This is a genomic window from Novosphingobium humi, from assembly GCF_028607105.1.
Classification (GTDB): Bacteria; Pseudomonadota; Alphaproteobacteria; order Sphingomonadales; family Sphingomonadaceae; genus Novosphingobium; species Novosphingobium humi.
The window spans coordinates 423,191-435,589 of record NZ_CP117417.1; the positions used below are offsets into that span (position 1 = coordinate 423,191).

Annotated in this window: 8 protein-coding genes; 2 read left to right on the forward strand and 6 right to left on the reverse strand. The window is 63.3% G+C overall.

The window, feature by feature from the left end; genetic code table 11:
• Positions 1 to 222 precede the first annotated feature (222 nt).
• Together PQ457_RS01965 and PQ457_RS01970 are read left to right on the forward strand one after the other, a co-directional pair.
• Complete coding sequence (locus PQ457_RS01965; RefSeq protein WP_273618129.1) at positions 223 to 1,194, forward strand: NAD(P)H-dependent flavin oxidoreductase; 972 nt, start codon at positions 223 to 225, stop codon at positions 1,192 to 1,194.
• 95 nt (positions 1,195 to 1,289) lie between these two features.
• Positions 1,290 to 1,985, forward strand: coding sequence for a TetR/AcrR family transcriptional regulator (locus PQ457_RS01970; RefSeq protein ID WP_273618130.1), 696 nt, complete (start codon positions 1,290 to 1,292; stop codon positions 1,983 to 1,985).
• Positions 1,986 to 2,002: 17 nt separating this feature from the next.
• Here the strand turns inward: PQ457_RS01970 and PQ457_RS01975 are convergent, their stop codons facing one another.
• The 6 genes from PQ457_RS01975 to PQ457_RS02000 form a co-directional block, all read right to left on the reverse strand.
• Positions 2,003 to 2,899: an alpha/beta fold hydrolase gene (locus PQ457_RS01975; RefSeq protein ID WP_273618131.1), complete on the reverse strand. Its 897-nt coding sequence runs from the start codon at positions 2,897 to 2,899 to the stop codon at positions 2,003 to 2,005.
• A 51-nt stretch (positions 2,900 to 2,950) separates the two neighbouring features.
• Positions 2,951 to 4,432, reverse strand: coding sequence for a glycoside hydrolase family 30 protein (locus tag PQ457_RS01980; RefSeq protein WP_273618132.1), 1,482 nt, complete (start codon positions 4,430 to 4,432; stop codon positions 2,951 to 2,953).
• Complete coding sequence (locus PQ457_RS01985) at positions 4,425 to 5,891, reverse strand: DUF1593 domain-containing protein (protein WP_273618133.1); 1,467 nt, start codon at positions 5,889 to 5,891, stop codon at positions 4,425 to 4,427. The genes PQ457_RS01980 and PQ457_RS01985 overlap by 8 nt, the downstream gene beginning before the upstream one ends.
• 78 nt (positions 5,892 to 5,969) lie before the next feature.
• Positions 5,970 to 7,544 (reverse strand): alpha-N-arabinofuranosidase, encoded by a 1,575-nt coding sequence (locus PQ457_RS01990; RefSeq protein WP_273618134.1) that lies wholly within the window; start codon positions 7,542 to 7,544, stop codon positions 5,970 to 5,972.
• A 5-nt stretch (positions 7,545 to 7,549) separates the two neighbouring features.
• Positions 7,550 to 9,766, reverse strand: a complete 2,217-nt coding sequence (locus PQ457_RS01995) for a beta-glucosidase family protein (protein WP_273618135.1) — start codon at positions 9,764 to 9,766, stop codon at positions 7,550 to 7,552.
• Between the two features lie 112 nt (positions 9,767 to 9,878).
• On the reverse strand, positions 9,879 to 12,161 hold the full coding sequence (locus tag PQ457_RS02000) for a TonB-dependent receptor (RefSeq protein ID WP_273618136.1): 2,283 nt from the start codon (positions 12,159 to 12,161) through the stop codon (positions 9,879 to 9,881).
• Positions 12,162 to 12,399 lie beyond the last annotated feature (238 nt).

Consider the following 12,399-nt stretch of genomic DNA (forward strand, 5'->3'; position numbering starts at 1 on the left):
CGGGGCGCCCCGCCTATACCAGGGCGCCCGGCACGCAGCGTTTGAAATTCCAAAGCCTGCGGCGCCAATCAGCGCTATCCCGCCGCGCCGCAGGCCATCAAACAACCGCCAAACACCCCACGCTGCCCCCAAGGCACCACCCCCATAACGGGATTGCAAAGGGCCCCCGCCCTTTGCCCGCCGGAGGCAAAACCCCGGAAAAGCCAAAGAGAGGACCACCCCATGCAAACCCGCATCACGCAAATGCTTGGAATCAAACACCCCGTCGTTCAGGGCGGCATGATGTGGGTGGGCACGGCGGACATGGCCAGCGCGGTGTCGAACGCGGGCGGGCTGGGGATCATCACCGCGCTGACCTTTCCCACGCCCGATGCTCTGCGCGCCGAGATCGAGCGCTGCCGCGCGCTGACGGATCAGCCGTTCGGGGTGAACCTGACGCTGCTGCCATCGCTCAACCCGCCGCCTTATGCCGAATATCGCCGGGCCATCATCGAGAGCGGGATCACCATCGTGGAAACCGCCGGCCACAACCCGCGCGAGCATGTCGAGGACTTCAAGAGCCACGGGATCACGGTTCTGCACAAATGCACCGCCGTGCGCCACGCGCTCAGCGCCGAGCGGATGGGGGCCGACATCATCAGCATCGACGGCTTTGAATGCGCAGGCCATCCCGGCGAGGATGACATTCCCGGCCTGATCCTGATCCCGGCGGCGGCGGACCGGGTGCGCGTGCCCCTGCTGGCCAGCGGGGGATTTGGCGACGGACGGGGCCTTGCCGCGGCGCTGGCGCTGGGGGCCGAGGGCATCAACATGGGCACCCGTTTCTGCGCCACGGCCGAGGCCCCGATCCACCCCGATATCAAGCGCATGCTGGTCGAGGGCGACGAGCGCGGCACCGACCTCATCTTCCGCAGCTATCGCAACACCGCCCGCGTGGCCAAAAACGCTATCTCGCAGGCCGTGCGCGAGGCCGAGAGCCGGGGCGAGCCTTTCGCCGCCGTCGCCCCGCTGGTCAAGGGCGCCCGTGGGCGAGAGGGCCTGAGCACCGGCGACACCGCCCATGGCGTCATCACCGCGGGCCTCGTCATGGGGCTCATCCATGATATCCCGACATGCCACGAACTCATCACGCGCATCGTCAATGAGGCCGAGGAGATCATCAAAGGCAGGCTGGCCCGCCTGGCGGCGCAATGAAGCTTTGTGTCGGCGGCCCATCCGGTCGGGGGCCGCCGATGGTTGACCGTTTTTGATCCCATGTGCATGAACGCGATCCAACAGGTGATCGTGACATGAGCGCAGCAAGCGAAAGTAATGAGCGTCCGCAGACCTATGCCAGCCCGGCGATCATCGAGCGGCGGCGGCGGATTCTGGAGGAAACGCGGCAGGTGATCGCCGAAAACGGCATTACCGCGCTCAACATGAACGACATCGGGCGGCGCGCGGGCGTGGCCAAGCGGACGCTGTACAACGCGTTCCAGACGCGCGAGCGGATGATCGCGGCGGCCATTCAGGAATATTTCGAGGAATACGTCAGCCGCATCACCTTTGCCCAGCCCTCGGGCACGCTGCTGCATAATCTGGAGCGCATGATCTCGGTGGTGCAGCGCAACCGGCGCATCCCCAATTACATCCGCGCGATCATGTCGCTCTATTTCAGCCCCGAGGTGGATGAGGACATCTGGCTGGCGATGCATTCGATGGCCACGCGGCAAAACCGGGCGTGGATCGAAAATCTGGCCGCGGGCAAGCAGTTGCAGCCATGGGTCGAGGTCGATACGCTGGTCGATGATCTGGTGCGGCTGGAATATGCGATGATCAACGACTGGGCGCGCGGGCGGATTGGCGATGATGCGATCCTTGTGCGGCTGATCACGTCCTATCTCACGCTGATCCTTGGCGCGGTGCGCGGGGGCGCGCGCAAAGAGGTCGAGGCGATGCTCAAGGACATTGCCGAGCGCGGTGCGCAGGCTTTGCCGATGCGCTGACGCGCCTCCTGACAGATTTAGCCCTCGGCCAGAAAGGCCCGAATATCCTCCAGCACCGTGGGAAAGCGGTCATGGTGGAGCCAATGGCTGGCATTGTCATATTCGATCAGACGGGCATCGCGGAAATGGTTGATGCGCCCGTCCTTGCCCGGATTGGGCATGAAAGTGTTGCTGCCATGCAGAAACAGCATCGGACAGGTCACGGCCTGCCACATGGCGATCACGTCCTCTTCGGGGAAATCCAGCACCGGCCAGATGTTGAGCCTTGGGTCGAATTTCCAGCTGTAGGTGCCGTCATCATTGCTGCGCAGCGCGTGATGGGTCAGATGGCGGACCTGATCGTCGGAGAGATAGGGGTTCTTTTCGCGCATCCGGGCAAAGGCGTCCTCCTCGGAGGCATAGCGCTTGTGGTGGCGATGCGCGGCTTCCTGATGCAGGCGGATCCAGTTGGCCACGCGCGCGGCAAAGGGCTGGATCATCCGCTGCGAATTGCGTCCGCTCGACAGGGCCAGCCCCTCGATATTGACAAAGCGCGCGACCCGGTCGGGGAAGATCCCGGCAAAGCGCGTGGTCACCATCGCGCCCAGCGAATGGGCGCAGATGGTCAGCTTTTCTCCGCCAAGCGCATCGGCCAGATTGGCAAAATCCATCAGGAAAGCGGCCATCGTGTAATCGGCGTCCGGCGACCACGCACTGTTGCCATGGCCGCGCAGGTCGGGCGCGATCACCCGCCATTCCCCGGCCAATTCGCGCGCCAGCCAGTCCATCGAACGCGCATGGTCAAATCCGCCATGTTGCAGCACCAGCACCGGGGCGTTGGGGTCGCCCCATTCCAGATAATGCAGGCGCAGGGTCTGGCTGATGAAATAGTTCGACCGGGGCCGGATGGAATCGGAGGACGACAGCTTGACCATGCGTGCAGGTTTGGATCGCCCCGCACGCATGGTCAATGGCCTTATGGCGTCTTACCCCAGAGCGCCGGCGGGCAGAACGATCGTGTTGAGCGAATCCGCCGGCAGTTCCAGCGCCAGCGCTTTGCCGCCGAGCGCGTAACGCACCTTCTGCTTTTGCCCCAGCGCGTTATTGGCGATCAGCACCACGCTGTCGTCGGGATTGCGGAAGGCGATATTGTCGTCAAAGCCAAGGAAGCTGTCGACCGAAAGCGCCCGCGCCCCCGGCTTCACATAGGCCGAAAGGTGGCGCATCAGCCAGTAATCGGGCGTCAGACGCCATGATTTCGTGACCGGATCAACCACGATCAGGCTGTTCTGCGGCCAACCCCAGGGCGAGAGGCCCCCGGTCGGCAGGATTGCGTTCCAGTAATCCCAAGCGCTCGCGCCAAATTCGATATAGCGGCGCAGATTGGCCCAGCCATAGCGCGCATAGTGCCAGTCATTGGCCGAGGTGCCGCATTCCCATTCCGTGGCCCAGATGTCCATCTGCGGATATTGCCGTGCGATCTGGGGCAGGGCGCGCTTGCCGTCCCATTGCACGCCCACGCCCTTGATGACGGCGGCGGCTTTCGGATCGGCCAGCACGGCGTCGAGCATCTCGACCTTGCCGCGTTCGAGCGTGCCGAAGAACACGCGGGCGCCCACCTTGTCCATCTCGCGGCCAAGGAAGGGCAGGAACCGCGCCAACCCCTGCGGCGTCCATGTGCAGGAGGCATAGGGCTGGGCCGAGTTGAATTCATTCTGCGGCATCACCGTGCCGATGGTGATTCCCGCCCTGGCGTAATCCTCGACATAGCGGCGGAAATAGCGCGCATAGGCGTCGAAATAGCGGTCTTCCTGAATGAAGGCATCCTCGCCCTCGTGGCCGGTCTGATCATTGCGGATGCCGGTTTCGGGCGTGCCGGGCCATGGCCGCGCCATCGCATAGAACCCGTTCTTTTTCATCCAGCCTGGCGGGCTCCACGGGCTGGCCCAGAGCTTGAGGTCGGGGTTAAAACCCTGCGCTGCCTTGATATAGGGGATCAGCGTCTGAAGATCATTGGCGGTGGAGAAGCTCTTGAGATCAAAGTCGCCCGGCGTTTCGTCATAGGAATACCAGCGGCGTGCAAAGTCATTGGCCCCCACCGGCGTTCGGCACAGGGTAAAGGCGGCCTGATCGGGCGCGAACAGCGTGGCCATCGCCGTATGGCGGTCGGCGGGCGAGAGATGCGAGAGCGCAACCCAGCCAAGCTCGTTGAAGCAGGCGCCAAAGCCCGCCATCGTCTGGCGCGGATTGGCGATATTGATCGTGGCGTCCGTGCCGAACAGGCTGCCTTTGCTCACCTCGGCCAGCACGGGCACGCTCTGCTTTTGCCATGGCGCATCGGCCTGCGTGGAAAACCAGAGCGCGCCGGGCAGGGCGGGTGTTTCGGCCGCGCGTGCGGCAACAGGCGCCACCGCCGTGGCCCCGATCAGGCCCAGCGCCGCGCGGCGGGAAACGGAAAGATCAGTCATGGTCGGACACCTCGATCAGAATGCGGCGATAGCGGGTAAGAGCAGGCGTGCCATTGTCGGTAACGGCAAGGATGACATGGGCGGTGCGCACCGGCGGGCATTTCAATTGCGGCAGGTCGAGCCAGCTCTTGGCGCAGCGCGCGGCGATTTTGACCGTGGCGCGGGCCGTGTTGCCATGGGCGATTTCCAGCGCGGGATTGGGCGATGCGCCGTCAAACCCGGCCTCGTCATAGGCGAACCAGCGATAGGTCAGACGGTTGTCATCAGGATCGCGGCTGGCGGCGGCGTCCAGCGTGATGGACTGGCCCACCTTGGCTTTGATCGTGATCGGGGCAAGGCCCGCGATGTTATTGACCACTGGCTTTGGCGCATGGTTGGCCTTGGCGGGGGATTGGATGGTCCAGTCCATCCGCGCGGCAAAATCATTCTGAAACGCCTCGCGCCAGCGCCAGATCGTGGCCTGATCGCTGGTATGGTCGCCCACTGTGTCGGCGCTGGTCACGCGCATGAAGGCATCGCCCCCCTGCGTCCAGATCTTGTGGCTCTCGCCCACGGGCTGGCGCAGGATATAGCGCCCGCCCCAGCCGCCCCAATTGGGCTTGTCCTGCGCGTTCAGCCCGTTGGTGATCAGGCCGAGGAAGGAGGGCGTGTCGCCTTCCATGATGAACATGTGATGCGGATAGGCCGCGCCCAGCGGGCCCTTCGCGCGGATATTCCGGTCGAGCCATTCGTTCGAGACGGTGGTGAAATCGGCCCCTGCGCCATTGCGGTAATATTTGTCGCCCGAAATGCCGGTCCATGTCGCGGCGGCATATTCGCCGCCGTCCTGCGAGGATGGCGTGCCGATCCAGAACAGGCCCGGATAGGTCCGGCGGATCTGAGCGCCCGCATCGTCCTGATCGCTGATGGCATAGACGCGCAGGCGGGCGACCAAGGCCTCGAACTCGCCGGCGGGCAGCGTCTTTTGCGCATGGCCCAGCGCTTCGGCCAGTGTGTTGCCGCCGCCCCACAGGCCCACCCAGAGCGGGCGCGCATCAGGCCGCCGCGCCGCCTCGATCAGGGCCAGCGCGGCGGGCGAGGGATGGTCCATATCCACCGCGGCCATGCCATAGCCCGCGCGGCCTGCGTAAACGCGCGCGCCTATCGCCTCGCCGGTGGGATAGGCCGGATCGTGCAGGCGCAGATTGCCCGCCACCTTGCCATAGGCGTCGATCACCTTGTGCATGATCTGCGGGCTGACCTTTTCGCGCTGCCAGACCGAGGTGGTGGCGCCCAGACCCTCGATGTCGATTTCGTTGGAATAGAGCAGCAGGCGCACCAGCGACATCTGATCGTCCGGCTCATTGCCAATGTCAGACAGGACGAAGAGGCGGGGATGGGGCTCTGTCGGAGCGGCGGCCTGAACCGCGGGCGCGGCGGCCAGCAAAAGGGCGGCCGAGAGCATGGGCAGACGGGGCATCGCTTTCTCCTGATCATGGTCGGCCCCGCCGGGATGAAGGGCGGGGCCAAGGCTCTTTCGGCCTTCGATTTTCGGCGGTTATCCTTCGATTTTTGCGACGACAACCGATTTTGCCGGAATATCCAGCAGCAATTTGCCGCCGCTGATCCGCCCGCTGTTAAAGGGTGCCGGGGCAATCTCTTCCTTCTGTCCCGGCGTGTTATGCGCGTCCAGCTTGGCGGCCGTCAGCACCTGGCCCGAAACCCTGGTGCCTTTCCGGCCGCCAAGGTCGAGCGCGAGGCGGTAGCCCTTGTCCTTGTCGGCATTGGCGATGGCGACATACGTCTTGCCATCCCTGGCCTTGGCCGCGCTGACGGTAAAGGCGGGGAAGGAGCCGCTTTCAGCCTTCAGCATGGGCGCGGGGGCGTTGACCGGGATAAAGGTCGCGTCCTGAAACGGCGTGTACATGGCAAAAGTGTAATAGGTCGGCGTCTTGGCCAATTTATTGCCATCGGTCAGCAGCATGGCCTGAAGCACATTCACCGCCTGGGCAATATTCGCCATGCGCACCCGGTCGGCATGGGCATGGAAAATGTTGAAGGTGATCGCCGCCACCAGCGCGTCGCGCAAGGTGTTCTGCTGATAGAGATGGCCCGGTTCGGTGCCTGGTTCGGTGCGATACCATGTGCCCCATTCATCGACGAACAGGCCGATCCGCTTTTTCGGGTCCACCTTGTCCATCACCGCTTCATGCCCGCGCAGGATCGCGTCCATGCGCGATGCCTGATAGAGGATCTCGTTCCAGTGGCTGGCGGGAAAACCGGTGGCCATGGCGGTGTCGCGTTGCGCCCAGTCGCCATGCCACACGGTGTAGTAATGCAGCGAGATGGCATCCATCTGCGCCCCTGCATTGTTCAGGACGACCTCCATCCATCTGGTGTCGTCATTGTTTGGCCCCGATGCGACCCGAAGCGCCGAATTGTCATTATGCATATGGAAGGTTGAACCGTTCTTGTGAAAGAAGGTTGCAAATTTCCGATATTCATTTGCGAAATATTCCGGAGTCTGCGCGCCGCCGCATCCCCATGCCTCGTTGCCGATGCCGACGAAATCCACCTTGAAGGGTGCGGCATGGCCATTGGCGCGGCGCTCCTGTGCCAGCGTGTCCTCGCCCTTTGATGTCAGATAATCCATCCATTCGCGCATGACGGCGGGCGTGGCTGTGGCCATGTTGATGGCGACATAAGTGTCGGTGTTCAACTGTTCGGCAAAGTCGAAGAATTCATGCGTGCCAAAGGCGTTCGTTTCCAATCCGCCCCACCAGTCATTCTTGCGCACCGGGCGCCGCGCCGAAGGGCCAATGCCATCGCGCCAGTTATAGATGTCGGCAAAGCAGCCGCCCGGCCAGCGTACCACCGGCACCTTGATGGCGCGCAGCGCATCGACCACATCGCGGCGGATGCCGCGCGTGTTCGGGATCGGGCTGTTCGGCCCGACCCAGATGCCGTCATAAATGTCGCGGCCCAGATGTTCGGCAAATTGCCCCTGAATATGGCGCGATATGACCGGGCCGGGCTGGTCGGCCCGGATCGCCCCGTTGATCGTTTCCTGCGCAGTGGCGGGCGTTGCAAAGACCACCGCAGCGGTTCCCATCAAGGAGACGATCCGGCGCATGACGCTTATTCCTTCCAGCTCTTGGCGGGCAGGGTGATGCTCACCATCTCGCCCAGATGTTCCGCATCCCGGCCCAGCGCAAAGCCATAGGCGCCCTTGGGCGTGACCCACTGGCCATCCTTCCAGTCGGCCAGCAGGCGCGGGTCGATGGTCAGCGTGACGGGTTTGCTTTCACCAGCCTTGAGCGAAACGCGGGCAAAGCCGACAAGGCGCTGCTTCACTTCGCCATTGCGGGTGGCCAGATAAAGCTGGGCCACTTCATCGCCATCACGCGCGCCGGCGTTCTTGACCGTAAAGGTTGCGGTCAGGCCCTTGAGGGTCAATCCGCCGGTCTGAAACGTGGTGTAGGACAGGCCATAGCCGAAGGGGAACAGCGCCTTCTGCTTTTGCCGCGCGAACCAGCGATAGCCGACGTCCGAGCCTTCGATGTCATAATCGGCATGAAGCTGATCGCTGCCCGAGGTGGGATCACCGGCAAAGTTGGGCTCGACCCAATCGCTGCCGTCCAGCTTGGGACGAGGGAGCTGTTCGGTGCTGGCCGGGAAGGTGATGGGCAGGCGGCCGCCGGGGTTGGTGTCGCCAAACAGCACGCTGGCGATGGCTTCGCCGCCGCGCGCGCCCGGATACCATGCCTCGACCACAGCCTTGACCTTGCCCAGCCAGGGCATCGCCACTGGCCCGCCATTTTCCAGCACGACCACGGTGTTCGGATTGGCCGCCGCCACTGCCGCGATCAGCTCATCCTGACCGTTGGGCAGATGCAGGTCGGGCACATCCAAACCTTCGGTGGTATATTGCGTGGCAAAGATCACCGCCACTTCCGACTGCTTGGCCTTTTCGACTGCGTCGGTGATGTAGCGGCCGTCGCGGAAGGTTACCTTGGCGGTCGGGGCCTGCGCCTTGATCGCCTTCAACGGGCTGGAGCGGTGATAGTTCTGGCCGATGAGACCCGCCCAGACGCCGTCGCCCATGATCGGGATCGTGACGGCCGGGCCGCCTTCGCCCTGAACCTGCGAGGAACCGCCGCCTGACAGCACGCCGCCATCGGCAAAGCCGCCGATCACCGCAATCGACTTGGCGGTCTTCATCAGGGGCAACAGCCCGCCTTCATTCTTGAGCAGCACGATGCCCTGCTTGGCGGCGTCCTCGGCCACCTTGGCATTGGCGGCGAAATCGATCTTGCCGCCCTTTTGCGCGGGGGACTTGTCGATGCCGGCCGCATAGATCGCGGTCAGAACGCGGCGGTTCATGTCATCGACGCGGGCCGCCCATTTAGGATCGGCCTTGGCCCTGGCGGCCAGTTGGTCGGTGAAGAACACGCCCTTGTCGAGCTGTTCGCCCGATTGCTGGTCAAGGCCGTTGATCGCGGCCTCGACGCCCGGCACCGCGCCCCAGTCGGACATGACAAAGCCCTTCCAGCCCCAGTCCTTTTTGAGGATCTTGTTGAGCAGCCAGTCATTGGCGCAGGCATTGGCGCCATTGACGCGGTTATAGGCGCACATCACCGAGAGCGGCTGGCCCTGTTCGATGCCGATCTTGAAGGCGAGCAGGTCGGATTCCTTGGCGGCCGCCTCGCTGATCTTGATATCGACATATTTGCGGCCGGTTTCCTGACCGTTCAATGCAAAATGCTTGATCGTCGAGATGATGTGGTTGGACTGGATGCCGCGAATGGCCGCGCCCACCAGCATGCCTGACAACAGCGGGTCTTCGGACAGATATTCAAACGTGCGGCCATTGCGCGGATCGCGCATCAGATTGACGCCGCCCGCCAGCAGGACGTTGAAGCCCTTGGCGCGGGCCTCGCCGCCGATCATCGCGCCGCCGCGATAGAGCACGTCCGGGTTCCATGTGGCCGCCTGCAGCACACCCGAAGGCAGGGCCGTGGCCCCGTCATGGCGCAGGCCCATCACATAGGACACGCCCAGCGAAGCGTCGGTTTCCTTGAGCGCAGGCACGCCAAGGCGATTAATCCCGGCCACATAGCCTGCCCCCGGCACCGCATCGGCGGGGATCTTCGTCGTGCCGATGCCCAGATCCATCGGCATGATGCCATGGGTCAGGATGGTCTTTTCTTGCGGAAGCATCGCCTTGACGGTGGCGGCGGCGCGGGCATCGGCCTTGGCCACATCCTGCGCATTGGGGGCCTGTGCGGCGGCGGTCTGCGAAGCAAGAGCCAGCGCCATCACGCTGATCGAAGTCCAGACCTTGGGGGTGCTCATCACTGTCATCCTCGTATGTTCAGATAGGCAACAATTCGGGGGAGCGCACATGACAAAGGCGGGTGCGGCCCAAGACCGCACCCGCCCTCCCTCATGACTCGTTTGTGTTCACTTAGAACTTCACACCGGCGCGGACGCCATAGGTGCGCGGTTCTTCCATCGTCACGGCAGGGGTGTTGCCCGCCACGGCGTTGGCCACGGTGATCACGTTTTCCAGATTCTTGGCATAGCCCTGGATGTACCAGCGGTCATGCGGCGCCTTGTAGGTCACCGTTACGTCGGTCTTGGTATAGCTGGGCATGCGGAACTGATACAGCATGTTCAGGTCCGAGATGTAGTAATCCGAGGAAAGCGCGGTGCGCACCCCGGCTTCAACCCTTGCGCCATTGGCCAGATCAAAGTTGCGGGTATAGCCCACCGTTGCCGTCCACTTGGGCGCGTGGTCCAGTTGCTTGCCGCTGAAGTTCACGCTCTGGCCCGACGAATTCGTGGGCGAGAAATGGCTGTAGCGGGCATTGGTGTAGTTGGCCGCGATGGTGAACGTATCATCCGGGGTCGGCTTCAACGTGGTTTCGGTTTCCACGCCGTCGATCTTGGCCGTACCCGCGTTCTGGATCAGCGTCTGGAGCACCTTGGCGCCGGTGGTGGCGTCGGTCAGCGTGGCCGCCTGCGAAAGCTGGAGGTTGCTGTAATCATAGTGGAAGGCCGAAGCGTTGAAACGCACCTTGCCGTCGGCAAACTTGAACTTCACGCCGCCTTCATAGGCGGTGAGCTGTTCGGGGCGATAATAGAGCTGACCGGCGCTGAGCGCGCAGCCCAGACCCGAACCGCTGACGCAGCCGTCGTTAAAGCCGCCCGCCTTATAGCCGGTCGAGACGTTGAAATAGGCAAGGCCCAGACCCGGCACGTCATAGTCAAGACCAGCCTTCCACGTCACCTTTTCGAACGTGGCCGAGGCGATGTTCAGGTTGAGCGTGCAGGTGGTGCCCACGCATTGCGAACCAAAGGCCGAGGGGACCGAGGCCTGATTGGGAAAATACAGCACCGTGGCGCCGTTGCGCGACTTGAAGTCGTTGGTGTAGCGCACGCCGCCCGTCAGATGCAGGCCGGGGATGATGTCATAGGTCAGCTGTGCAAAACCGGCCTTGGAGCGCGACACGGTCGGGCCTTGCGGGAAGGCATAGCCCGACGCGCCGGTATAGACCATCGAGGAGAGCGGGTTGCCCAGCGTGTAGTTCAGGTAGGACTTTTCCTCGAAGTAATAGCCGCCGGCCTGCCCGTGCAGCTTGTTGCCCTTGCCGAAGGCCAGACGCAGTTCCTGCGAATTCTGGTGATAGCGGCCCCAGAAGGTCGCCGGGTTTTCCAGCACGCCCAGGAACAGCAGGTCCTGATTGAAGTCCTGTTTGGATTCGCGATACGAACCCAGATAGGTCACGTCGATCCTGTCGGTCAGCGCATAGGTGAATTCGCCCATCACGCCCTTGGTGGTGTTCCACTTATAGCTGGAATATTGCTGGCCATAGCCCAGACCGCGATAGGCATTCGCGCTCTTGCCCGCGATGAAGGTGGGGTTCACACCCACGGTGCCGGTGTTGGTGTAGAAGTTCGAAAGCGGCACCACGTTGGTCATCGAACCGCGCTGGCTCGACCAGTCGCCGCGCACGACGAATTTGAGACGGCCAATGTCGCCGCCGAACGACAGGCGCGTCGAGAAGATCTTGCGATAGGGGTTGAGCGGATAGGCCGGGTTGCTGGCCGTTTCCAGAACGTTGCCGTCCTGACGGTCAAAGTTGGCGGCCAGACGCACGCCCAGCGAATTGCCAATCGGCGCGTTGATCATGCCGGTGTAGTTCTGGCTGTTCAGATTGCCGATCTTGGCATCGAACGAACCTTCCCACTTGGCCTTGGGGCGGGCCGACTGGACGTTGACAACGCCGGCGGTCGTGTTGCGGCCATAGAGCGTGCCCTGCGGACCGCGCAGCACTTCGACCTGCGCCACGTCAAAGAAGGCGCCCTTTTGATCCTGCGGGCGGGCAATATAGATGCCGTCGAGCAGGAAGGCAGCCGAGGGGTCACCCTTTTCGGTGCCGTCGGTGCTGGTCACGCCGCGGATGGCGATGCGCACGCCGTCGCCGCTTTCGGTGATGGCAAGGTTGGGGGCAACCTGGGCCAGCGAGCGCGGATCGGTGATGCCGGCGCTGCGCAGACTGTCGCCGGTCACGGCGGTCATGGCGACCGGGGTCTTGGACAGCAGGGTGCTCTGGCGGGTCGCGGTCACCACGATGTCGCCCGAATTGGCGGCGGGGGCCGGAGCATCGGCGCTCTGGGCAAAGGCGGGGGTTGCGACGGACAGGGCAAGGGCAACGGCAGCGCCGCCCAGCAGATGCGTCTTCATGAAATTCCTCTCTATCAAACCGGCTAAAGATTTGGGGGCAGCGCGCTTTGGGCTGCTCGGTCTTCGGCTGGCGCGGAGTTGGCGGGGCCTGTCAGCGCTGTCAAGGCAGCTCGGTAAAAGTCCTACCAATTGATGGGTGATTCTTGCGTATTTACTTCTCAATGTTGCGAAAATGGCACAGGCAATCCTGTCATTCCGTTCAGAAATGGCAGATTTTGGCCATTCTTTGATCTGGCGC